At 36.8% G+C, this 25,023-nt stretch carries 22 protein-coding genes; 16 read left to right on the forward strand and 6 right to left on the reverse strand.

The window, feature by feature from the left end:
- The first annotated feature begins 30 nt into the window (after positions 1–30).
- From P6936_RS01985 to sdaAA, 9 genes are all read left to right on the forward strand, one after another.
- The gene (locus P6936_RS01985; RefSeq protein ID WP_004837550.1) at positions 31–174 is read left to right on the forward strand and encodes a CD1871A family CXXC motif-containing protein; all 144 of its coding nucleotides are present in this window, start codon (positions 31–33) and stop codon (positions 172–174) included.
- A complete protein-coding gene (locus P6936_RS01990; protein ID WP_276880692.1) occupies positions 167–1,024 on the forward strand; it encodes a 4Fe-4S binding protein in 858 nt (285 codons plus the stop codon). The genes P6936_RS01985 and P6936_RS01990 overlap by 8 nt, the downstream gene beginning before the upstream one ends.
- Positions 1,014–1,694, forward strand: a complete 681-nt coding sequence (locus P6936_RS01995; RefSeq protein ID WP_004837548.1) for a TlpA disulfide reductase family protein — start codon at positions 1,014–1,016, stop codon at positions 1,692–1,694. The genes P6936_RS01990 and P6936_RS01995 overlap by 11 nt, the downstream gene beginning before the upstream one ends.
- A 168-nt stretch (positions 1,695–1,862) precedes the next feature.
- On the forward strand, positions 1,863–3,626 hold the full coding sequence (locus P6936_RS02000; protein WP_276880693.1) for a C39 family peptidase: 1,764 nt from the start codon (positions 1,863–1,865) through the stop codon (positions 3,624–3,626).
- 112 nt (positions 3,627–3,738) lie between these two features.
- A complete protein-coding gene (locus tag P6936_RS02005; RefSeq protein ID WP_004837546.1) occupies positions 3,739–5,157 on the forward strand; it encodes an aspartate ammonia-lyase in 1,419 nt (472 codons plus the stop codon).
- 2 nt (positions 5,158–5,159) lie between these two features.
- A complete protein-coding gene (locus tag P6936_RS02010; RefSeq protein WP_276880695.1) occupies positions 5,160–6,524 on the forward strand; it encodes a class II fumarate hydratase in 1,365 nt (454 codons plus the stop codon).
- 11 nt (positions 6,525–6,535) lie between these two features.
- A complete protein-coding gene (locus P6936_RS02015; RefSeq protein ID WP_276880696.1) occupies positions 6,536–7,684 on the forward strand; it encodes a haloacid dehalogenase-like hydrolase in 1,149 nt (382 codons plus the stop codon).
- A 427-nt stretch (positions 7,685–8,111) separates the two neighbouring features.
- Complete coding sequence (gene sdaAB, locus P6936_RS02020) at positions 8,112–8,774, forward strand: L-serine ammonia-lyase, iron-sulfur-dependent subunit beta (RefSeq protein ID WP_276880697.1); 663 nt, start codon at positions 8,112–8,114, stop codon at positions 8,772–8,774.
- Between the two features lies 1 nt (position 8,775).
- Positions 8,776–9,651 carry an L-serine ammonia-lyase, iron-sulfur-dependent, subunit alpha gene (gene sdaAA / locus P6936_RS02025; protein ID WP_004837541.1) on the forward strand — a complete coding sequence of 292 codons (876 nt, stop codon included), beginning with the start codon at positions 8,776–8,778 and terminating at the stop codon, positions 9,649–9,651.
- Between the two features lie 70 nt (positions 9,652–9,721).
- Here the strand turns inward: sdaAA and P6936_RS02030 are convergent, their stop codons facing one another.
- Complete coding sequence (locus tag P6936_RS02030; protein ID WP_276880698.1) at positions 9,722–11,128, reverse strand: alanine/glycine:cation symporter family protein; 1,407 nt, start codon at positions 11,126–11,128, stop codon at positions 9,722–9,724.
- A gap of 322 nt (positions 11,129–11,450) precedes the next feature.
- Here P6936_RS02030 and P6936_RS02035 point away from each other — a divergent pair, with 322 nt between their 5' ends.
- Positions 11,451–12,797 (forward strand): MATE family efflux transporter, encoded by a 1,347-nt coding sequence (locus P6936_RS02035; RefSeq protein WP_004837539.1) that lies wholly within the window; start codon positions 11,451–11,453, stop codon positions 12,795–12,797.
- Between the two features lie 45 nt (positions 12,798–12,842).
- Here P6936_RS02035 and P6936_RS02040 read toward each other — a convergent pair whose 3' ends face one another.
- Positions 12,843–13,508, reverse strand: a complete 666-nt coding sequence (locus P6936_RS02040) for an HAD family hydrolase (protein WP_276880699.1) — start codon at positions 13,506–13,508, stop codon at positions 12,843–12,845.
- A 134-nt stretch (positions 13,509–13,642) separates the two neighbouring features.
- On the opposite strand from P6936_RS02040, the gene P6936_RS02045 reads away from it, so the two are divergent.
- Both P6936_RS02045 and P6936_RS02050 read left to right on the forward strand, forming a co-directional pair.
- A complete protein-coding gene (locus P6936_RS02045; RefSeq protein WP_276880700.1) occupies positions 13,643–14,182 on the forward strand; it encodes a chromate transporter in 540 nt (179 codons plus the stop codon).
- A complete protein-coding gene (locus P6936_RS02050; protein WP_004837536.1) occupies positions 14,175–14,735 on the forward strand; it encodes a chromate transporter in 561 nt (186 codons plus the stop codon). Before P6936_RS02045 ends, P6936_RS02050 begins: the two co-directional genes overlap by 8 nt.
- A gap of 90 nt (positions 14,736–14,825) precedes the next feature.
- Here the strand turns inward: P6936_RS02050 and P6936_RS02055 are convergent, their stop codons facing one another.
- The 4 genes from P6936_RS02055 to P6936_RS02070 form a co-directional block, all read right to left on the reverse strand.
- The gene (locus P6936_RS02055) at positions 14,826–17,498 is read right to left on the reverse strand and encodes a cation-translocating P-type ATPase (protein ID WP_276880701.1); all 2,673 of its coding nucleotides are present in this window, start codon (positions 17,496–17,498) and stop codon (positions 14,826–14,828) included.
- 177 nt (positions 17,499–17,675) lie between these two features.
- The gene (locus tag P6936_RS02060) at positions 17,676–18,698 is read right to left on the reverse strand and encodes a M42 family metallopeptidase (protein WP_004837534.1); all 1,023 of its coding nucleotides are present in this window, start codon (positions 18,696–18,698) and stop codon (positions 17,676–17,678) included.
- Positions 18,699–18,707: 9 nt separating this feature from the next.
- Positions 18,708–19,214, reverse strand: a complete 507-nt coding sequence (locus tag P6936_RS02065) for an LURP-one-related/scramblase family protein (protein WP_276880702.1) — start codon at positions 19,212–19,214, stop codon at positions 18,708–18,710.
- A 47-nt stretch (positions 19,215–19,261) separates the two neighbouring features.
- Positions 19,262–20,230, reverse strand: coding sequence for a substrate-binding domain-containing protein (locus P6936_RS02070; protein WP_060929235.1), 969 nt, complete (start codon positions 20,228–20,230; stop codon positions 19,262–19,264).
- Positions 20,231–20,360: 130 nt separating this feature from the next.
- Here P6936_RS02070 and P6936_RS02075 point away from each other — a divergent pair, with 130 nt between their 5' ends.
- The 4 genes from P6936_RS02075 to P6936_RS02090 all read left to right on the forward strand — a co-directional run bounded on the left by P6936_RS02075 (position 20,361) and on the right by P6936_RS02090 (position 24,984).
- Entirely contained in the window at positions 20,361–21,770 is a 1,410-nt protein-coding gene (locus P6936_RS02075; RefSeq protein WP_276864021.1) for a sucrose-specific PTS transporter subunit IIBC, read from the forward strand.
- Between the two features lie 181 nt (positions 21,771–21,951).
- The gene (locus tag P6936_RS02080; RefSeq protein WP_004837530.1) at positions 21,952–23,301 is read left to right on the forward strand and encodes a TrkH family potassium uptake protein; all 1,350 of its coding nucleotides are present in this window, start codon (positions 21,952–21,954) and stop codon (positions 23,299–23,301) included.
- Between the two features lie 8 nt (positions 23,302–23,309).
- Positions 23,310–23,963 carry a potassium channel family protein gene (locus P6936_RS02085; protein ID WP_004837529.1) on the forward strand — a complete coding sequence of 218 codons (654 nt, stop codon included), beginning with the start codon at positions 23,310–23,312 and terminating at the stop codon, positions 23,961–23,963.
- A gap of 286 nt (positions 23,964–24,249) precedes the next feature.
- Entirely contained in the window at positions 24,250–24,984 is a 735-nt protein-coding gene (locus tag P6936_RS02090; protein WP_004837528.1) for a zinc metallopeptidase, read from the forward strand.
- Positions 24,985–25,023 lie beyond the last annotated feature (39 nt).

Raw genomic sequence — 25,023 nt, forward strand, 5'->3', positions numbered from 1 at the left:
CTTATGCTAAGATATAATTGAGGTAAGGATATGATAAACAAAAGAAGAAATGTTGGAAAGTTACTTTTGCTAATCTCCCTAGCCTTCATAATATATGGAGCTAGGAGAGGGGAGATGGATACAGTTTTATCAAAAGCTGTAAAATTATGTTTGGAGTGTATAGGAATTGGATAAGATAGAAAAATTAAACCGCACTGTCATTCAGGCCCTTGCAAGCCTTATGACTAATATCCATATCCAAAACTTCTTTACTGGCAGAATATACACAGGGCCTACTAAAAGAGCTTGTGTGCCAGGTCTTAATTGTTACTCTTGCCCGGCAGCAGCTGGATCTTGCCCCATAGGATCTATGCAAGCTGTAATGGGTGCCAAAAAATATAAGTTTTCCTATTATGTTGTAGGAACTATGATGTTTTTTGGAGTGATATTTGCAAGGCTTATATGTGGATTTCTTTGTCCTTTTGGATTCTTCCAAGACCTCTTGGCAAAGATTCCCTCCAAAAAATTAAGTACAAAAAAACTAAGGGTCTTGCGATATATTAAGTATGTAATTCTTCTGGGACTAGTACTTGCTATGACTCTCATACTAGAAAATAAGTATGAGGTAATTCCTCCCATATTCTGTAAGTATATATGCCCTCAAGGAATACTAGAAGGAGCTATACCACTCGCAATCAAGAATCCATCTTTAAGATTAGGCTTAGGAAGCTTGTTTAACTTAAAACTTACTATTTTAATCATAACAATTATCCTGTCTATAGTATTCTACAGACCCTTCTGCAAGTGGATATGTCCACTTGGTGCCTTTTACTCCTTATTTAACAAATACTCCCTCTATCAGATGGAGGTTGATAAGAGTAAATGCATAAATTGTGGCAAGTGTGCCAGGATCTGTAGGATGGATGTAGATATAAGGGAAAATGATCATCACTTAGAATGTATAAGATGCGGTGATTGCAAGAAGCAATGTCCAACAAAGGCCATATCTTCCTCATTCAAGCAAAGGAGAGACTATGAAAAATAAAATTCTTGTAGCAATACTTGCTGCACTAACACTAACAGCTTGTGGAAAGGCAAACACAGAAAAAAAAGCCGAAGAAAAACCAGAAACTAAACAAGAAGAAGTTAAAAAAGAAGATGCTAAAGAAGTCAAAGAAGATGACAAAAAACAAGAAGCTAAAAAAGATGACAAAACAGAGGCAGTAGATGCATCAAAAGCTGGAGCTAAGATGTTACCTGACTTCAAGGCAACTGACCAAGATGGCAAAGAATTTAGCAAAGAAGACATAGGAAAAAATGATGCCACAGTAATCAATCTTTGGTTTACAGGCTGTTCTGCTTGTGTTGAAGAAATGGCTGAACTAAATGACCTAGCTACAAAGATTAAGGGTCAAGATAAGGTTAACTTTATCTCTATGTGTACAGACAAAAACTATGATGATTCAACCAAACAAGCTTACGAAAGAATAGTTAAAGATAAAAAGCCAACTTACCAAGCCCTAGGAGTTGAAAATGAAGGAGATATGAAGACCTTCCTTGAGAACATCTTTGTATATCCAACAACTATAGTTGTAGACAAAAATGGTAATGTAATAGGAGATCCTGTTGAAGGTGCCCTAACAAACCCAGACCAACAAGCAAAATTACAAAAGAACATAGAAAAAGCTATCGAAAGTAGCAAGATGGCTAAATAAAAAGTTTGATACAAGGAAGTATAAAAATTTAAAATTAACCCCAATCTCTACAAGAACGATTATCATCTAAAAACTTCCTTTATCTATAAATAAAAGGCCCCTAGGGGTCTTTTAATTTGTGTAAAATTATTTTTTATAATATAATATCTATAAATAAAGGAGTAGAGGATGAATAATAAGAAGATAATTGCTTTGTTGATATGTTTATCTAGCTTTACAAGTTTAAGTCCTTCATTTGCTGATGGAGGGAAGAAGCTAGAGGAAGATTTATATCAAGAAAGTCTTTATAATGAATCTATTGATAATGTTGGTGGAGACAAAGATGAAGCCAATATAGAAAAAGATAATCCTAGTGAGGATGTTAAAGAGACTCCTTCAGAAAAAGTCATTGATGAAGGAGAAATTCGTAAGATATTGAAAGAAATCAAGGAAGAAGATCCGATATCTTACGAGCAGGAAGAAGAAATCGAAGAGATATCGAAAGACCCTAAGACTAATACAGGAGATACAAGTAGCCTTCCTATAGTCTATTACGACACTTCAGATATAGATGAGATTTTTAAGGAAAACAAACAAACAGCTGATGAGAAAATCAAGGTAAGCGGAGATTATAAATTAATCAATAAGGATAAGACGACCTATCTTTATGACAAAGAAGGCAAGAAGCTTTCTGGTAAAAGAGAACTTTCCGGCAAGTCCTATTACTTCGATAAGGACAAGGGCCTAGTAAAGGAAAGTGAAGTCATAGCTGATGGGGGAAAGTTTGCCGCAAATTCTAGTGGAGAGCTTACTCTAGTAGAAAAATCAAAGCCAGGTTGGATAGACCTGGAAGGCAGGAGCTATTTCTTCCAAAATGACGGCAAGCTTGCCAGAGGCCTTTACGATACGGGAACTAACAGGTATTTCTTTGATAAGGAAACTGGAGCCATGGCCCGCAGTGAAATCAACAAGAAGGGCTTTGATAGGATATATTCTGAGGCCAACGGCATTGCCCACTATATAGGCTGGGACTATTCCAAGGGCAAGCTTGGATATTTCAATGAAGATGGAACTTACACCAAGGGTCTAAGGACGATTGACGGAATCACCTACGGTTTTGACGAAAATGGTAAGATTTTCAATAGACAATACAAGAAGTTTGGCAATCAATGGTATTATTTCAATAAGTATGGCGAAGCAAGCAAACACTCAGGAAATTTCGCCAAAGGTTGGGTTGGAGATAGGTATTACTTCTCAGACGGAAAGCCTGCAGAAGGCCTACAAAAAATTGGCGGAGTAACCTATATATTTGATGAACTAACCAAGGAGACCATGACCAATACGACCAAGGTAATTAATTTTAACAGATACAAGCTAGATAGCCATGGTCGTGCGACATTTATCGGAAAAATCGATACTAGACAAGCGGTTATGGGAACAAGGGGACTTTTTAAGCCAGGATTTTCTCAATATCTTAATAGGAAAACTCCTTACTTTACCCAGAAAGACCCTAGATGGGCTAACAGAAGATTTTCAAATGGAACATTTTCAGGCTACGGATGTGGGCCAACTGCCATGGCTATGGTATTGTCTAGGGAACTTCACAGAAATGACATATACCCAACCAATACAGCCATAGATGCTAACGATTACGAAAACGATGGAACCGAATGGCAATATTTTATAGAAAATCCTAGGGTGTATGGACTAAATTCCTATGACGTTCCAGTAAACAAAAAAGCCTTCATCCAAGCCCTAGAGACAGGAACTATGGTAGTAAGAGTAGGGCCGGGATATTTCATAAACGGTGGTCATTTCATGGTAATAGATTCCTACAAGGATGGATACTTCCTAATCAACGACCCTTACTATTCAGATAAAAATACAAGGGAAAAACATACTTTTGATAGATTAAAGGCAGAAGTAACGGTTGCATGGATTATCAAGAAGTAAACAAAATTTATGGGCGAAGGTCAAAGATCTTCGTCCTTTTTTATGAATAAAATTTGTTTTTCTATTCAAAAAAACCTTTTCTTGAGTTATAATAATTGTATAGGAGGGCTTTATGGAAGATTTTAGATTTGAAAGTGATTCACTTGGAGAGATTAAGATAAAAAAGCATGCCTATTATGGAGCTAATTCTCAAAGGGCTTTGGAGAATTTCCATATTACAGGTAGACACATGGATCCATTCTTAGTCAGGGCTATAGTAGAAGTCAAGAAAGCCTGTGCTATTGAAAATAACAAGGTAGGGATTTTATCTGATAGAAAAAAAGATGCTATAGTAAAAGCTTGTGATAGGGTCTTGGATGGGGAGTTTTTTGAGTATTTTGTAGTTGATCCAATCCAAGGTGGAGCAGGAACATCTTTCAACATGAATGTAAATGAAGTCATAGCTAATATCGCAAATGAGCTAATGGGAGGAGGGCTTGGAACTTACGAGTTTATCCACCCAAATGATCATGTAAACAAGGGTCAATCAACCAATGATGTAATACCATCGGCTGGAAAGATAGCCCTAATAAGATACACTATGGAATTGAAAATAGAAGTTAAAAACTTGATAGATTCATTTGAAAGAAAGGCTAAGGAATTTGATTCTTATATAAAAATGGGCAGGACTCAACTCCAAGATGCAGTGCCAATAAAGCTGGGCCAAGAATTTAGTGCCTATGCCAAGGCCATAAGAAGGGATTACGAGAGGCTTGATGCGGCAATTCGTCAATTATCCTACCTTAACTTGGGAGGGACAGCCATAGGTACGGGACTTAATGCGGATGATAAATATATCAAAGAAGTAGTTCCTATCCTTTCTGAAATTTGTGGTATAGAGCTTTTCCAAGCAGATGATTTGGTAGATGCGACCCAAAACTTGGATTGTTTTTTATTCGCTTCTTCTGTCCTAAAGACTTTAGCTAGCAACTTATCAAAGATATCTAACGACCTAAGGCTTCTTTCTTCAGGACCTACAACAGGAATTAGCGATTACAATTTACCTGCCAAACAAGCAGGCTCATCAATAATGCCTGGTAAGGTTAACCCTGTTATACCAGAAGTTGTAAATCAAGTGGCCTTTCTAGTTATAGGAAATGATATAACTGTAACTATGGCTGTTGAGGGAGGTCAACTTGAACTTAACGCCTTTGAACCTATAATATTTTACAGCTTATTTGAATCCTTAAAAACCCTAAAGGCAGGAGTTTATACCCTTTATACAAACTGCATAGACGGAATAAGTTCAGATAAGAAAAAATTAGAAAAGAAGGTAGAAAACTCAGTTGCAATAATTACTCCTTTTGCCCCACACATTGGCTATGATAGGGCTAGTCGAGTTGCCAAGGAATCCCTAAGAACGGGGGTATCCGTAAGAGAGATTCTCATTAGAGATAAGATTATGACAAAAGAAGAGATTGATAAGATACTAGACTATGAAAATATGACCAAAGCAGGAATTATTGATGAAGAGAACATAAACAAGGATTAGCTATGGATAATAGAATTGAAAAAGATAGCATGGGTGAAATCGAAGTAGAATCCGACAAGTATTGGGGTGCCCAAACACAAAGATCTTACCAAAACTTTCCACAAGGCTTAGATCTAATGCCAAAAGAGCAAATCATGGCCCTAAGCCTAATAAAAAAGGCAGCTGCCCTTGTAAATAACAAGCTTAATAAGCTTGATGATAAGAGGAAGGATTTGATAATCTATGCCGTAGATAGGATTCTTAGTGGAGATTTTGATGACAACTTTCCCCTAACTGTTTGGCAGACTGGATCTGGCACTCAAAGCAATATGAATGTTAATGAAGTAATAGCCCATATAGCTAATGAAAAGGCAGGAGAGTTATTAATTCATCCAAATGATCATGTGAATAAGTCTCAAAGCTCAAATGATACTTTCCCAACAGCCATGCATCTAGCAAGCCTTAGCTTGATTGAAAATGAACTCTTAAGAGAAATTGATAAATTTATAAGAGCCTTGGACAAGAAAGCAAGCGAATTTGAAGGTATTATAAAAACTGGAAGGACCCACCTCCAAGATGCAACCCCCATGGGTCTTTTTAGTGAAATTGGAGCTTATGGAGAAATAATAAGAAGAGATAGGGATAGATTAATAAGGGGAATAGATGAATTAAGGCTTCTTCCAATAGGAGCGACTGCAGTAGGAACATGTCTTAATGCTCCGGAAGGCTACAGCAAGCTAATGGTAAAAGAATTAGAAAGGCTAAGTGGCCTTAAACTAATAGAAGATAGAAATAAATTCGTAGGTCTATCTTCCAAGCAGGCTATGGCGACAGTACATGGACTTATTAAGGTACTTGCAGAAGACTTAAATAAAATTGCAAACGACATTAGATTTTTATCTTGTGGACCAAGAACTGGTATAGGAGAATTGCTTATACCCGCAAATGAACCAGGATCTTCTATAATGCCCGGCAAGGTAAATCCGACTCAAGTCGAGATGCTAACGATGGTAGCCATTCAAATTATGGCAAATGATACCGCCATAACCTTTGCTAATGCTTGCGGTCAACTGGAACTTAACACCTATATGCCTTTGATAATTTATAATATGATAAAATCTATCAAGCTTCTAACTAAGTCAATGGCATCCTTTAGGAGGAACTTGCTTGTAGGCCTTCTCGCAAACGAAGCAAAAATTAAGGAAAATCTTGACAAATCCCTCATGCTAGTTACAGCTCTTAGCCCCTATATAGGCTATGACAAGGCAGCAGTTCTTGCCAAATATGCCTACAAAAAGGGTCTAAGTCTAAGAGAAGCTAACAAAGAACTAGCTTTTATAGAAGATGGGAAGTTTTTAGAAATAGTAGATCCAAGAAATATGATTTGATAGGAAGATAAATGAAAAACTACATTAAAAGATTAAATTGGGATGAAAAAAATTATAGAGCAATTAACAACTTAATAGCAAAACATGGTATAGACAGTCCAGCCTATGACCCCAACAAGAGACCCTTTGCTGTCTTTGATTGGGATAATACCTCTATTATAGGCGATGTAGAGGAGGCTCTTCTCTATTATATGATAACAAATCTTAGCTTTAAGATGGAAGTTGACGAGTTTTTTGACCTAATAATCAAGAATGTAGATAAGAATTTCTATGACGATAAATATAATAATCTTGAAAATAAGAGATTAAACATTGACCTTATAGCCTATGATATCAAAAAGGCCTATGAGTTCCTATACAAAAGGCTTGATAAATTCGGAGGAAATCAAAGTCTTGATGAGCTAAAGAAAAGCGACCACTACAAGGAATTTGTAACAAAGATGTTTTATAGATATAGGGTAAGCGATTATGACAGGCAGGCAAAGGATCCTTATTGTTGGATGAGCTTTCTTTTGAAAAATTACAAGACCCAAGAAGTCGAAGCCCTCTGCAAAGAGGCCTATGAAGCCATGAGAAAAGAAAAAATAAGGGTGGAAAACTTTACTTCGCCAGCTATAGAATCAAAAGCTGGCAGGGTCTCTATAGATTATTTCGTAGGAATAAGACCCCTTCCTGAGATGGTAGATCTCTATAAAACTTTCGAAGAAAATGGCATAGACACCTACATAGTATCAGCCTCCTTCATAGACGTGGTAAGGGCCTTTGCTAGCGATGAGGATAATTTCTACAAACTAAGTAAAAAAAAGGTCCTAGGATTAAGATTAGAAAGGGATTTAGGAGGAAAGATACTTCCAAGTCTTGATAAAACTTATCCAATAAGCATCAGAGAAGGCAAGGTTGAAACCATAGATAAACTTATCAAAAATGCCACTAACTACGGGCCTATAATGGTAGGTGGAGATAGCGATGGGGACTTGGCCATGCTTACATCTTATGATTTAACAGAAATATCTCTGATAATTCATAGAGAAAATTATGGTCTTATAGATGAACTAAGAAATAAGGCTTGGGATGGGTCAAATAGATTTTATAGCCAAGGAAGAAATCTATTAGAAGGAAAGTTCATAGCAAGCGATAAATCTTGTGGTTACAATGAATAAGAATGAGCCATAAGAGCTTGCTTAAACTTCAAAAAATATGAGGAAAATGCCTGCTTGTAAATTTGTTGGATAAATCTATAAAATCCTCTAATATATCAGGAAAATGTTTTGATAAATTCGTTTATCTATATACCATATTACAAGGGTAATATAAAAAAGCAAGATGATACAGAGATTGATTGGGGGATTTATAAGAAATCCTTTAATAAGCAAGCTATTGAAAACGTTTGACTAAAATGCTTGACATACCCTTTATCCTCTTGTATAATCTATTTTTGAAGTAAGAGTTAAGAATTTGCAAGAAGAAAATATTGGGTAAAAATATTGGATGAGAGATCCAGTAAAATTTAACTAGGCCGCGGCCTATTTACCTTTGCAAAAAAGTATGGGGTGGCTTATGCTGCCCTTTGTTTATTAAGGAGTGATTATGACAGTAAATGTATCTGTATTCGATATTATAGGTCCAAATATGGTTGGGCCTTCAAGCTCTCATACAGCAGGAGCTTGTAAGATAGCTCATACAGCAAGACGTATGGTAGATAGAAATTTCAACGAAGTAATCTTCTACCTCCATGGTTCCTTTGCCAAAACCTACAAGGGACATGGTACAAATAGGGCTCTTGTAGGAGGAGTCTTGGGTTTTGACCCAGAAGATGAAAGAATAATCCATTCTTTTGATTATGCTGATAAGGCAGGGATAAAATATTCTTTTGTGGAAACAGATCTAGGAGATGTTCATCCAAATACAGTTAATATTGTCTTCAAGTATCCAGATAGACCAGCTCTTTCAGTTCAAGGCTCATCCATTGGTGGTGGAGCTATAGTTATTACAAAGATGAATGGCAACTCTATTGAATTTAAGGCCAACAAGCCTACCCTCTTTATGTCCTATGCTGAACAAAAGGGAGTTATAGCTTTCGTTTCAGGTGTTCTCTTTGATAATGGCTATAATATCAACACTATGAAAACTATCAAAGAAGGCAACAATGTTATGTTGGTATGCGAGTTAGATGATCCACTTAGAGAAGATATCTTAGAAAAAATAAGGGCAGGTAAGGATTTTACCTTCCTAAAATATATAGGAGTTTAGTATGATAACTACTATGAAATCATTAAAACAAAGATGTGAAGAAGAAAATAAAGAACTTTGGCAACTAGCCCTAGAAGACGAAATAGAAAATACAGGCAAGAGTGAAGAAGAAATCTGGGATAGATTGCAAAGAACCCTAGATGTTATGAAAAATTCTGCTAAGGCAGCCCTCGAAACAGAAGTATATTCTGTTACGGGTATGACTGGTGGAAATGCAAAAACAATGCATGATTATTTCTTAAAGGGAGAGTCTGTCCTTGGCGAGATTCCATCAATAGCTATGGCTATGGCCCTTTCTACTTCAGAAATTAATGCAGCTATGGGAATTATCGCTGCTGCACCAACAGCAGGCTCTTCAGGAATCCTTCCTGCGACTCTAATGACTATGAGATATAAGTATAAGACCAGCGATGAGGATCTTAAAAAAGCCCTCCTAGTGGCAAGTATTGTAGGCCAAGTAATCTTCGATAATGCGACCTTTGCTGGTGCAGAAGGTGGATGTCAAGCAGAAACAGGCTCTGCTGCAGCAATGGCAGCGGCAGCTGTATGTTTCTTGAGGGGCTATGATATAAAGATTCAAGAAAATGCAGCGACAGCAGCAATCTTAAATATCCTGGGCTTGGTATGCGACCCAATCGGAGGTATGGTAGAATTTCCTTGCAACATTAGAAACGCTAATGGAGTAATGAATACCCTAGCAAGTGCCGATATGGCTATGGCAGGAGTGAGGATGGTAGTTACTTTTGATGAAGCGGTAGATGCCCTAAAGAGAGTTGGAGATGCCCTACCAGCAGCCCTTAGAGAAACAGGCGAAGGTGGTATAGCAGTTTGCCCATCAGCCCTAAAGCTAAAGGCTAAATATATAGATGGTAAATAGAGATTAAAAAAAAGGCGATGCTTAGAATAGTTTTTCTATTCTAGAGCATCGCCTTTTTCTGTGCGAAATTTTATTTCCAATAATCTAATTCTTCTTTGATTCCTATACTTTTGGAAACAAAGCTTGGGTCTTTACCTTCTTTTATTTGTTTTCTATAATCCTTTAGGCAGGCTAGGGCTTTATTTGATAGGACCATAATAGCTGGTAGATTTATTAGGGCCATAACTCCCATAAAGAGGTCGGATAGGTTCCAAACAAAGGCTTGCTCTTGGATTGCTCCAAAAAATATTAGGAAGGCAGCTATTAGTCTGTAAGGAACTCTTTGTTTTTCTTCAAGTTGTTTGCCAAAAAGATAATCGAAGTTTGAATCTACATAGTATAGATTGCCGATAAAAGTTGTAAAGGCAAAGAGGACTAGGGAGGCTGATATAAAGTAATAGCCTAGAGAACCGAAGACACTTGCCAAAGCTTCTTGGATAAAAGGAGCTCCGTCAAGGGCAGCTGTTGGTTCAATACCTGAGCTTAGACCCATAAAGGCTGTGGCTGAACAGATCAAGAGGGTATCAATAAAAACTGATATCATTTGTACTAGACCTTGTTTAACAGGGTGGCTTACCTTGGCAGCGGCTGCTGCATTTGGTGCAGAACCTATACCAGCTTCGTTAGAATATAAGCCCCTTTTCATACCTAAGATCATTGAAGAACCTGCAAGACCAGAAAATATAGACTTAAAGTTAAAGGCATCTTCAAATATTCTTCTAAAGACTTCAGGAATCCTAGCAATATTTAAGCAAATCATTATCAAAGATACTATTACAAAGATAATTCCCATAAAAGGCACGAGTCCTTGGGTAATTTTTATAATTCTCTTGCCACCGCCGAGGATTACAAAAGCAACGGCTATGGCGAAGAATCCGCCTATGATTTTTGGTGTTATATTTGCATCATAAATCGGATAAGAAGCGAAAGATGATTGGAGGTTGAAGCTTGCAAGCATATTAAAGCCTACTGCGTAACAAACTATTAGGGCGGTAGAAAATACTACGCCAAGACCTCTGCTCTTTAGACCTTCTTCTATATAGTAGGAAGGGCCACCATAAGAGCTGTGTTTTCCCTTCTTTTTGTAAATTTGTGCGAGGGTTGATTCAGCGAAAGCGCTAGCAGCACCAATAATTGCTACAAGCCACATCCAAAATACTGCTCCATAGCCACCCAAGCATATAGCAGAAGATACACCAACTATATTTCCAGTTCCGACTCTTGAAGCTGTCGAAATCATAAGGGCTTGGAAGCTTGATACATCTGATGAATCTTCTGGTTTTTCCCTTATAACCTTAAAAGCTTCTTTAAGAAGGCTTACTTGGATAAAGCCTGTTCTTATTGTGAAATACAGACCCACAGCAATAAGTAAAACTACAAGTATGGGAAAGTATAGCAAGGAATTAATTTTGCCAATAATTACATTTAAGTTTTCCATAATTTCTCCTAACTTAATACAAGTCTCAAGTAAGCCCCTTTAGCTTAGCATAGACCATCAACTTAATAAACTTTATTAGTATGATATAATGATGTACTATACCGCAAAAAAGAAAATTTTTAAAGGCTAATTAAATTTTATCGAAGAAAAATAAGTTGGCATCCCAAGATATTTTTAAATTAGCATGCTTTTTGATAAAATACAGTCCTGATTATTTAAGATAATCTTTGACAAGGGGGAAATATTGTTGTTCAATAATAAAATATTAACAGATTAATTTGAATTTATTGTTTTAATTGATAAAAGAAAGGAGATAAAAGAGATGAATCAAAAATTAGATCTCACTAGGGGACCAATTTGGCAGACTTTGGTAAAGCTTTCTATTCCCCTAGCCCTAACTGCCTTTATACAAATAGCCTATGGTTTTGTAGATATGATTTGGATATCAAAACTCGGTACTGATGCTGTTGCAGGAGTAGGGATCGCTGGTTTTGTCTTTTGGATTGCCAATTCTTTGGGCCTTATACCAAAGGTTGGAACGGGAGTTTACGCTTCTCAATCTTTTGGCCAGGGAAATGAGAAGGAAACGGTAAGAGTCATAAATAATGGGATAATACAGGCCCTTATCATAGGTTTTTCCTTTACTATTTTTGTCCTTCTTATTAGAAATGTCTTTATAGAGGCTTATCATCTAGGAGAAGCCTCTGAGTTATTTGCTAAGAAATATCTTTTTATAATAGGCTGTGGTCTGATTTTCTTTTTTATCAACCCCATGTTTTCCCAATCCTTTACTGCCTTGGGAGACTCCATTACTCCTTTTAAGATAAATGCCATAGGTCTTTTTGCCAACATGATCCTAGATCCTCTTTTAATCTTTGGTCTAGGGCCTTTTCCTGCCCTTTCTATAAGTGGAGCTGCTATAGCTACTATCTTTAGTCAGTTTTTGGTTAGTCTTTGCTTTTTGATAGCAGTTATTAGGCAAGACGATTTAATAAAAAAGGCGATTTCTGGTATTGATTATAGGATGGATTGGCAGGTGGAGATTTTTAAGTTAGGTCTTCCTGCCGGAATCTTGAGTGGATTTCATGCGTCAATATCTATGATTTTAAATAGATTTATGGCAAGTTTTGGACCTGTTCCTGTTGCGGTTGCATCTATTGGAGCTCAACTCGAGTCGATTTCTTGGAATACGACCGAGGGAATCCAAGTTGGAATCCAAGCTTTGGTAGGACAAAATTATGGGGCAGGCAAACTTAGAAGGGTGATTGATATTATCAAGGTAAGCTTAAAGCTTGTAGCAAGTATCGGTCTTATAGCAAGTCTTGTCTTGTTCATCTTTAGGTATGATTTATTTAGGCTCTTTACTTCGGATGATATAAAAGCGATAGGCCTTGGTGCTGATTATCTTTTGATACTTTCATTAAGCCAACTTATGATGGCTATAGAAATAGGTATGGCAGGAGTCTTCAACGGCTTAGCTGATACCAAGACTCCATCTATAATAGGTCTTGTAATGAACACATCTAGAATACCAATCTCCTTGATCCTTATGCCTTTTTTTGGAGTTCACGGAGTGTGGATTTCTATGAGCTTATCAAGTAATTTGAAGGGGATTTTCTCCCTAATTTTCCTTAGAAAAAAAGTAATTAAGCTAAAAGAAAAAATATAAAAGGCCTTACTTCCTTGTGGGAGTAAAGCCTATAATAGATAAGGATTAGTCCTTTAATATTTTATCGAAATCGAAAGAAGCGAGATTATCTACATAGTAGTCGGCTTCTTTTTTTATGAATTCCCATTCTTTTTCATTCCAAGGAAAGTCCTTTATTCCAACAGTTTTTATACCTTCTTTTTTGGCGGCCTTAATAGCATAGAGGGCATCATCAAAAAGTATTAAATCACAAGGCTTTTTCTTATGCTTATCTATGGAATACTTCCAATATTCGCCTTGGGATTTTTTTAGGCCGGTTATTTCTGGTGTCGCAAAAAAATCGAAGATATCGCTTATGCCTAGTCTTTGGAAGGCTTTTTCTAGGTAGGTGTGGTTTGTAGATGATGCGACAGATAGCTTGTAGCCTTTTTTCTTTAAAGCTTTAAGAAAATCTATGGCTCCTTCTTTGGGCATAAGTTCTTTGCTGTAGGCTTTATCTATCCTTTCTTCAAAGAAGTTTTTCACCTCATCCTTAGTCATATCATAGCTGAGATTTTCTGCCAAGTATCCGCACATATCTTCAAAAGAATAAGCTTCTAGCTCTCCCTTTTCTTCTTTGGGGATTTTGTTAAGGTCCTTGCCATATTTTTTGAAGAGGTCTTCGAGAGGCTTTATCCAAATATGCATGGAGTCGAGTATGGTTCCGTCAACATCAAATAATAGTCCGTACATTTTTATCCTTTCACGTTTAGCTCTTAGTACATTTCTTAATTCATTAGTTTTTATTCTTTCTAGCTAAACTTAGACCCATTATACCGCTTTGCCTCATAGATAGATTTATTATATAATTAGGCTAAGGAGATACTATGAATACTTTATTAGATCTTTATTTAACTTTTGCAAAACTCGGCCTTTTTACCTTTGGCGGGGGCTATGCCATGCTTCCACTTTTGGAAAGAGAAGTCGTAGAAAAGAAAAAATGGGCAAGTCATGAAGAGATTTTAGACTACTATGCTATCGGCCAATCGACTCCAGGTATTATTGCCATTAACACTTCGACTTTTTGTGGCTACAATGTCGCAGGAAATTTTGGAGGGATAGTGGCAAGCCTTGGCTTTGTTACTCCTTCTATAATAATAATTACAATAATAGCTAAGTTTCTTAAAAATTTTAGTGATTTTGCCCTTGTTCAACATGCCTTTTCTGGTATAAGGATAGGAGTTTGTGCCCTAGTCTTTTATTCAGTGGTAAAGATGATCAAGAAAGATGCCAACACTAAGCTTAAATTTTCTATATTTCTTGTAACCTTTATAGCCATAGGCCTTTTATCAATTTCTCCTATACTTGTGGTAGTATGCGTTGGGATTTTTGGTGTATTTCTCGGAAGGAGAAAAAAAGATGCTTAGACTTATGTGGGAATTTTTTAAGGTTGGACTTTTTGCGGTTGGTGGAGGTATGGCGACTATTCCCTTTCTATATGATATAGGGGAGAAGTTTGGATATTTTTCGTCAGCAGAGCTTTTAGATATGATAGCTGTTTCAGAATCGACTCCAGGGGCAATAGGCATAAATATGTCAACTTATGCAGGTATAAACGCCTACGGCAACCTAGGAGGTCTACTTGCAACCCTTTCTTTAATAACAGCTCCAGTTATCATTATCTTATTTATTGCAAGAGCTATGGATAGTTTCAAAAATTCAAAAATAGTAAAGGACGCCTTCCTTGCCCTTCGTCCAGCAACAGCAGGACTAATCCTTGGAGCTATGAGCTCAGTTCTTCTTCTAAGTTTATTTGATCTTGAAAGCTTTAGGCAAACTTATAGACTAATTGATTTATTTAGACCAATCCCAATAGTTTTATTTACAATATTTTTTCTTATGCTTATTAAGTTTAAAAAGATAAATCCTATATTTATAATAATTTTGTCAGCAGGTCTAGGTATTGTGCTTGGCTTATAAAAAGTAAGCGTACCTGCTTATAGCTACAATTTAATGTTTATACAAACAAATTGCCTACAAGAATTTCATGTAGGCAATCTTTGAATGTTTTTATTTTCTTCTAGCGACTTTTGCAATCTCTCCGAGTATTAGTGGTATGAGGGAAAGGATTAGAACTGGTATCCACTCCCAAGTTAGGGCTACTACTTCGAACAATTTAGTAAGTATAGGAACATACATTACAAGCAATAAGAGGGCAAAGGATAGGATGGTTGCCTTTATTAGTTGTGGGTTTGAGGCAAAGCCTAATTCCTTGAGAGTATATTTTTCTGACCTTACTGAGAAGGCTCTTAGAAGTTCGCTTGTAATTAAAGTTGCAAATACCATGGTATGGGCTCCCTCTATTGAATCAGGGAAGATTAATTTTAGGCCGACTACATAGGAAAGAAGGACTGCAATCGTGATAAAGATTGATTGGGAAATAAGATTTGTCCTTGTCTTTCCAGATATAATTGATTTTCTAGGATCTCTTGGATCTTCTTTCATGATGCCTGGCTCTGCTGGTTCAACACCAAGGGCAAGGGCTGGGAAGGCATCTGTAACAAGATTTAGCCACAAGAGTTGGATAGGGGTAAGAGGGCTTGGAAGGCCAAATAGGATTGATAAAAATACTATGGCGACTTCTGCTATATTACAAGATAGGAGGAAGGAGACAAATTTTTTGATATTTGCAAAGATTACCCTGCCTTCTTCTACTGCATTTACAATTGTTGCAAAGTTATCATCGACAAGAATCATATCTGCCGTATCTTTGGCAACGTCAGTTCCTGTTATACCCATTGATATACCGATATCTGCATTTTTTATAGCTGGAGCATCGTTTACTCCATCTCCAGTCATGGCTACTATTTCTCCATTTTCTCCTAAGGCTTTTACCAATTGAACCTTATTTTCTGGAGAAACTCTAGCGAAAATTCTCTTAGTTTTTACAATCTCTCTTATTTCAGCATCTGTCTTGTTATTTAGGTCGCTTCCTTGCATGGCTTGGTCTCTACTAGTAGCAATTCCTAATTCCTTTGCTATGGCAAGGGCTGTTTCGAAATAATCACCTGTAATCATGATAACGTCAATTCCAGATTCGTGACATTCTTTTACGGCAGCCTTAGCTTCAGGTCTTGGTGGATCAATCATGCCAGTAAGTCCTACAAAGACCATATCGTGCTCAATATTTTCTGTAGTAAGGTCTATATCCATGCTTTCTAGTGGTCTAAAGGCATAGGCCATGACCCTTAGGGCTTGGCTTGCAAGGTCGGTATTCACATCGAGGGCCTTTTTCTTTAGCTGTTCACTAAAATCTACTAGCTTTCCATCAAGCAAGACCTTGGAACACTTACTTATGATAATGTCTGGAGCACCCTTGGTAAAGGCATAGTATTCACCTTCTTGCTCGTGGAAGGTGGTCATCATCTTTCTTGTAGAATCGAAAGGAATTTCATTTAGCCTTGGATGTTTTTCGTTAAGATTTTCTTGGTTTATATTCCATTTTTCAGCAAAGCTTAGCATAGCTCCTTCGGTAGGATCGCCTGTAATTTTGTAGGAGTTATCTTCTCTAGTAAGATTTGCATCATTACAAAGGCTTGCTATAGTCATTAAAAGCTTGATTTGCTCATGGTTTTTTACAATTTCTCCCTTATCATCTCTAATATCTCCAACTGGTTCATAACCTGAACCTTCTACCTCAAATTCATTTTCATCAGTATAAATTTTGGTGATGGTCATTTCGTTTTGGGTGAGGGTTCCAGTTTTATCCGAACAGATGACAGTTGTTGAGCCTAGGGTTTCAACTGAGAGGAGATTTTTAACAATAGCCTTTCTTTCTGCCATCCTATTCATGCCTATTGATAAAACAATAGTTACAACAGCGGTTAAGCCTTCTGGTATGGCAGCAACAGCGAGGGAGACTGCTATCATGAAGTTTTCTAATATACCCATGTTTGATCTAAAATATCCTACCACAAAGACTAAGATACAAACTACAACCACTAAAACTGCAAGCAATTTTGATAATCTCTTTAATTGTCTTTGGAGAGGAGTATCTTTGGCCTCTACATTTTCAAGGCTCCTTGCGATTTTTCCTATTTCTGTATTAGCTCCTGTAGCTGTAACAAGGCCCTTACCATGGCCATAGGTTACAATTGAAGAAGAAAAGGCGAAGTTATCCCTATCACCGATTCCTATATCTTCATTAAATTCTTTATTAAAATCTTTTTCTACGGCAACAGATTCTCCTGTAAGAGATGACTCATCGATTTGGAGGTTGCTTGATTCTAACAATCTCAAATCGGCTGGGATAATATCACCAGTTTCTATTACTACGACATCTCCTGGGACAAGTTCTTCTGCCTTAACCTTTTTTCTGACTCCATCCCTTATGATGGTTGCCTCAGGCGAGCTCATCTTCTGAAGGACTGCTACAGAATCTTCCGCACGACCTTCTTGGATTATAGACATAATAGCGTTGATAACAACAATGGCTATGATTATAGCACATTCTATGGCATCTCCTGTAAAAGCTGACACAAGGGCAGCTAGGACAAGAAGGATTACCATAGGGTCGGCAACTTGCTCGATGATTTTTTTAACAAGAGATTTTTTGTTAGAAGATTCGATTGAGTTTGGACCGAATTCTTCTAGTCTTTTTCTTGCTTCATCAGAAGTTAGACCACGATTAGGATCGCTTTTATGCTTTTTGATTACTTCGTTTAAACTTCCTTTATAGTCCATATTTCCTCCATTAAATTTTCACAAAAGATATAAAAAAGACTTTTGGCAATAAATGCCAAAAGTCTTGCCACCTTTTAGGGTTTATCCAACCGGGAAAAAAATCCGTTCTGACGATTGAATAATTGGGCTACTCCCTTTTGCTTACCTATATTATATAATAATTTATATTATTTACAACTATTTTTGTATAAAGTTAAAAAGCAATTTATATAGGCTCATAAGGCCTTTCTCGTGAGTTCTCTCATAGCCATGGCTTGCAGCAACTCCACTTCCTACTAGGGCATGGCGAAAATCATTATCGCTTGCCACAGCAGCAGAAGCGTCTGATCCATAGTAAGGATATATATCTAAGCCATAGGAAAGGTCTAATTCTTTAGCTAGGTCAACTAGTTCGTTGGTTAGATCATAATTATAAGGGCCTGAAGAATCCTTAGCGCAGATTGATAACATGGTCTCATCGCAAGTAAGATCATCATAAACTACTCCCATATCGACAGCTATCATATCTCTTATTCCTTGAGGATGACCACTTGCAGCCCCATGACCAACTTCTTCATAAATTGTAAAGGTCATATAGAGGGGTCTATTAATTTTGATATTCTTCTCCTTAATCTCCTTAGCGAGGGCTAGGAGGACTCCAGCACTTGCCTTATCATCGAGATGGCGGGACTTAACAAAGCCATTATCTATTCTAAATCTTGGATCAAGGGATATGAAATCTCCAGGAGAAATCCCAAGCTTTTTAGTTTCTTCGGCTGATCTTGTAATCTCGTCAATCACGATTTCCATACTTGTATCATCCCTCTTGGCATCTCTTGGGTCGGATGATCCGTGAACAGCAGGCTCGTTTAATCTAAAAACTCCTGTAAAAGTCTTGCCAGATCTGGTATGAATTATAACATTTTCACCTTCTGCGTAATTGAAAGGATAGCCACCAAGGCTTGTTACCTTGAGCCTTCCATTTGCCTTGATGCTTCTTACCATAAGCCCTAGGGTATCGACGTGGGCTGAAAGAAGAAGGCCATTTTTATCTCCTTCGACTACAGGAACTACTACATTGCCCTTGTTAGTTTGATAAGGCTTATAGCCTAGCTTTTGGAACTCTTCTATAAGATATTTTTCAGCAAGTTTTGTGAAACCTGTTGGTGATGGTGTATTTACTAAGTCTTCTATATATTTTGTTATTGTTGATATTTGCATAAATTCTCCTTAACCGTTACTAGTGGATGATGCGTTTTCTAAATCTTTTATATTGTTTAGGGCTAGGCAAAGGGCAATAAGCTCTAGGCTGAAATTTTCGTCTAAGACCTTTAATTCATATTGATCAGTTAGGGAGAAAATTTTCTTACTAGCTTCTCCTATGACCTCTCCCTTATAGAACATCTTAAATTCATAGTCCCAGAAATTACCCTTAAGGTTGATCTTTCCATCTTCCATAAGGATATCTATTGATTTTTTGAAAAAAGCTAGATTAGACCTTATGGTCATATCTTTTTTGCTCTTATCAGAAAAAGATATGTAATAAATTGGTAGGAAAGATAAGAGTTTCCTATTTATAGTGAAAAGTTCTTTGTCGTGGGCATCGGAAACTTTAGCCTCGTAGCCCAAGAACTTAAAGGTCTGATCTACAAAAAATGTCTTTTTTCCATCCTCATCGAGGATTGGATAGTGATCAGTTATCTTGAAAAATTTTTCCTTAAAATAATATTTTTTCATTTATTTTCATCCTTTTTTCTAGCCTAGATATCATTTAAAACTAAGGCTTATTTGCTAGAATCCCTAAGCATTAGCTTGGCCTTGACAGGCCTTATTTTTTCTTTTTTGTTACCCTCAATAATATTAATCAAACTTTCTATGGCAAGCCTTCCGAGCTTATCGTAGGGAAAGTCTACGGTCGTTAGGGAAGGGTTGGTGATAGATGATATTTCATAATTGCCAAAGCCTGCTACGGAAATATCGTCAGGGATTTTGATGTTTTTCTCTCTTAAAGCTTCGATTATACCAAAGGCAATATTATCTGTAGCTCCTAGGTAAAAGGTTGATTTTTCCCTATCTAAAATTTCCTTGGCCTTTTCGTAGGCAGTCTTCTTGGTGAAGTCGAAGTGGTGGTGGTTTATTTTTATTCCACTTCCCTCAAGGACATCACTTAAACCCTTAAATCTCTTGCCTACTGCATGATCGTATTCTCCGACATCGAAATAGCTAATTTCCTTATGCTTTAGTTTTTTGATATAGGTTGCCATTAGCCTACCAGCCTCGTAATCATCGGCTATAACGGAACTAAAGCCATCAAGCTCTTGGCCAAAAATAACTAGAGGAGTATCTAAATCTTTAAGGACTTCCTTATGCTTTTTGGTAATATTAGAAGCAAAAAGAATTATTCCATCGACATTAAGCCCCTGCATCTCTTCTATAATCCTTACTTCTTCATCCATATCGTCATTGGAGCAAGAAATAAGCATAGAATATCCACTATCCTTTAGAAAGAGGTTGATAGAATTTAGGGCTGTGTTTTTTGTATAGCCTATAAAATTTGGGATTATAATTCCTATAATATTGGTCTTTGTCTTTTTGAGATTCCTCGCATAAGAGTTAGGAACATAGCCGAGCTTATCAATAGCCTCTTTAATTTTCTTTTTCGTTTTATCACTTACAGAGCCATCGTTTAAATATCTTGAAATAGTCGATTTTGAAAAGCCTGTAGCCTTTGCTATATCATTTATATTTGCCATATATCCTCCTCTCCTATAATAACAAATAAATAAAAAATTTAAAAATAATTTGACAAAGGAAACGTTTTTGCTATAATAATATTAACGGAACCGTTCCCATTTTTATCTTGTAATTATTAAAGGAGCAATTATGGATTACAAAAAAGCAGCAGAAGAAGCCATCAAGGCGGCAGGAGGAAGGGGAAATATTTCTTCTGTAGCCCACTGTGCGACAAGATTAAGAATAGAAGTAGTGGATAAGGATAAAATCAATATGGATAAGGCTAATGAGCTTGAAGGTGCTAAGGGGGCAATGTTCAATGAAGGCCAACTCCAAATTATTTTTGGTACAGGAACTGTAAATAAGGTTTTTGATGCTTATGAAAGTTTGAAGGATAAAAGCTCGGATGACTTTACAAAAATACACGAAAAAGCTGTAGAGAATAAGTCGAAGAACCAAAAGAATCCATTAAAAAGAGCTATAAAGACTTTTGGTGATGTTTTCGTGCCAATCATTCCAGTCCTTGTTGCTACAGGATTATTTATGGGGCTTAGGGGTCTTCTGACTCAAAAGGAAATTCTTGCAATTTTTTCAATGACTCCAGATGATATTTCAGGAAATTTCTTGATGTGGACGCAAATTTTAACAGATACAGCTTTCGCCTTCTTGCCAGCTCTAGTAGCTTGGTCAGCCTTTAAGGTATTTGGGGGAAGCCCTGTTATAGGTATAGTTCTAGGTCTTATGCTAGTTCATCCTAACCTACCAAACGCCTATCAAGTAGCAAGTGGAGATGCTAGTCCAATTATCATGTTTGGCTTCATACCAGTTGTAGGCTATCAAGGAACAGTCCTTCCAGCCTTTATATCAGGCTTTATAGGAGCTAAGCTTGAGAGAAATTTAAGAAAGGTAATTCCTGATAGTTTGGATTTACTCCTAACACCTTTCCTAGTTCTTGCTATAATGAGTGTACTATCTCTCTTTGCCATAGGACCAGTTTTCCACCAACTCGAAGTTGTAGTATTAAACGCAACAAAATGGACTCTGGGACTTCCTTTCGGTATAGCAGGCCTATTAATAGGTGGTTTCCAACAACTGATAGTAGTTACAGGAATCCATCACATATTTAACTTCCTAGAAGTTCAACTATTGGCAGATAATGGTAGAAATGCCTTTAACGCTCTCATATCAGCAGCTACCGCAGGTCAAGCTGGAGCAGTCCTTGCAGTTGCAATCAAGACTAAGGATAAAAAAATTAAACAAATTGCCTATCCTTCAGCCCTATCAGCAGTCTTGGGCATAACAGAACCTGCAATTTTTGGTATCAACCTAAGATTTGTAAGACCTTTTGTAATGGCTATGGTCGGTGGTGCAGCAGGAGGATTTTTCGCATCAATCTTTAAATTATCAGCAACTGGTATGGCAGTAACAGTTATTCCAGGTACACTCTTGTATCTAGACAATGTCTTTATGTATTTGTTAATGCTATTAATATCTATCGGAGTTTCTTTTGTTTTAACCTACATGTTTGGTTATTCAGATAAGATGCTTAAAAATGAATAAAAATTTTGGAGCTGAGATTAATCTTGGCTCTATTTTTTTCTGTGGCTTTTGCACGACGCTTTGATAAAAATAAGAAATTATCTCAATCATTGACAATTTCTTATAAGAGATGTAAAATTCTCTTAAGTTAGGGGAGGGCTTTACTTATGCCGGCCCCTTTGATTGTGTAAGGAAGGTTATAATGCAAAAAAATTTTTTAAAAAGAACTTTTGACAAGCTTACAGAAAACCCGGCCTTTGTTTTGTCTTTGGGCTTTCTGATTCTGATAAGCCTAGGAGGACTAATTCTTACGACTCCTTATGTTACCAATTCAGCTACCAGAACTAGCCTTGTCGATTCTTTCTTTGTTGCAGCAAGTGCATCTTGCGTAACAGGTCTAAGTCCTGTAAATACAGGCTATCATTGGAATAGCCTTGGCCAAGTTGTAATCATTATTTTGATACAAATAGGAGGCCTTGGAATAATGACTTTAGCCTCCATAATTCCTTTAATCTTGAGAAAAAAGATAGGCATTAAATCAAGGCAAATTCTAAAGGAGCAATTAAATGTAGAAAGCATGGCAGGCATGGTTAGACTCTTTAGGTATGTCTTAGCCTTTACCCTCATAGTAGAAACTCTCGGAGCCATATTACTTTCTATTAGATTTATTCCTAGCTATGGCTTGGGAAAGGGAATATGGTATGCTATATTTCATTCTATTTCAGCTTTTTGCAATGCAGGTTTTGATATAATGGGGGATTCTATTTATCCACTTAGAAAAGATCTTTTGGTTAATATAACCATAATGCTATTAATAATAACCGGCGGTTTGGGCTTTATGGTTACAAGTGAACTTTTCTATAAGAAAAATTTTAAGCAGATATCTACTCACTCAAAGTTGGTATTGGTAATTAACCTTGTTTTGATTATTGTAGGAGCGGTAGGCTTTTTTATCCTTGAATCAATAAAGGGGGGAGTTTTAATCAAAGAGGGACTTCAAGCTTCAATTACAGAATCCTTCTTTCAATCGGTATCCGCCAGAACAGCTGGTTTTTATTCTGTAAACTTATCTCAAATAAAGGATTCGACAGCACTTCTCCTTATAGGGCTAATGTTTATAGGAGGATCTCCAGGATCAACGGCAGGAGGTATCAAGACTACAACCTTCGGTGTTTTGGCTCTCGCTACTTACTCAGTTATAAAAAGTCAAAAAGAGCCAGTCGTCTTTAATAAACATATAAGTGACGAATCAATCAAAAAAGCCTTATCAATTTTTATGATATCATTCTTTATAGTGTTTTTGGTAAGTTTTATCATAACTATTACTGATGATTTTAATTTTATGGACACCTTGTATGAAACTGTATCAGCCCTTGCTACCGTTGGAGCTTCTAAGGGAATTACAGCAGATTTATCAAAAATTGCAAAAATCCTTCTAGGTTTTTGTATGTATCTAGGAAGGATTGGTCCAATGACTATGGCCTTTGCTTTCGGTCTCAAGCCAGATGAGAAGTTAATCAGATATCCAGAATGTTTTATTAGTATAGGTTAGGAGGGATTATGGAAAAAAATGTTATTGTATTAGGTCTAGGAAGATTCGGTTATTCTGTTGCAACCAAGCTTTTTGAAAAAGGCATTTATGTAACAGCAGTAGATTCTAATTACACAAAGGTAGAAAAAATAGCGAATTTTGTATCAAGTGCTGCCCAAGCGGACATTACCGAAGAGTTAGCCATGAAGTCTTTGGGAATAAATAACTACGATGTTGCAATAATCGCAACAGGAACAGACATAGAAGCATCAATCGAGGCTACTTTAATTTGTAAGGATAGTGGAGTTGGCAAGGTAATAGCTAAGGCTACCAGCCAATCCCATGCTAGAATCCTCAAAAAAATTGGAGCCGATCAAATAGTCTATCCTGAACTTGATACAGGAGAAAGGTTGGCTAGGTCACTTGCAGGCTCAAACCTTCTCGAGCTTATTCAATTTTCGAATGATTTTTCCCTAATCGAAATCAAGGCCCACAAGGATTGGATAGGCAAATCTCTTATAGAACTTGATTTTAGAAATACCTACAAGATGAATGTAGTAGGATTCGAAAGACAGGGAGAGATGATCATGGAAATTGATCCAACTACCTTGATTAAGAAGGACGATGTCCTAGTCCTCATAGGCGATAATGAAAACGCTAAAGCCATCGAAGAGAACACTTGATTAGGAAAACGTAATGGACTCTAGATAGCCAGGGTATAATTAACTTAAATAAGTTAATAAATATAAATCATAGGAAAAACAAGAAAAAGTTTGCATAAAATTATAAATGATGTTATAATAAAGTTAGCTATTAAATAGCTAGGTTTTTCATTATTAATTCCTTATAGTTTTCCCTTAGAAAACTAGGACTAACTTATTCTTTTCTATAAGGAGGAGGGGCTTTGCGAAGCCCTTTTTCTGTGCGTAAATTTAATTGATGAAAAATCGGGTATAATAAGAAAAAATAATGAAAGAGGGAATAACTATGTATTATCCATATTCTTTTGGATATATGTTTTATGATAAGACCTACTTCTTGGTTATAATAGGCCTAATCATAAGCATGCTTGCCCAAGCTAATATCCAAAAAGCCTTTAGTAAATATAGTAAGATTAAATCTAATAGGGGGATAACTGGCTATCAAGCTGCCAAGTATATCCTAGATGTTAACAATTACAATGATATATCTATTAAGAAAATCGGAGGAAGCCTATCCGACTACTTTAATCCTGCTACAAAAGAAGTAGCCCTATCAAAGGAGTCCTTCACTGATACATCTATAGCCTCTATTGCAGTAGCAGCCCACGAATGTGGCCATGTAATCCAATACAAGGAAGGCTATATACCTTTAAGGGTTAAGTCATGGATAGTTCCTGCGGTAAACTTTGGTTCTAAACTTGCCTTTCCAGTAATACTTTTGGGCATATTCTTATCCCAACAAAAGCTTCTGGATATAGGACTAATATTATTTTCCTTAGTTCTAATCTTTCAACTGGTAACTCTACCTGTCGAGTTTGATGCATCAAGAAGGGCTATAAGGGTAATTGATGAAAGTGGAATGCTTGCGGGAGAAGAACTTGAAGGAGCTAAGGCTATGCTAAAAGCTGCTGCCTACACCTATCTTGCAGCAACTCTTGCAACAGCCCTCCAATTTTTAAGACTATTTCTTCTCTATGGAAATAGAAACAATAGAAGAGATTAGAAGAAATTATGGGCGGATATAAAACTCTTATGGATTGAT

This window comes from Anaerococcus tetradius, from assembly GCF_947087635.1.
Taxonomy (GTDB): Bacteria; Bacillota; Clostridia; order Tissierellales; family Peptoniphilaceae; genus Anaerococcus; species Anaerococcus tetradius.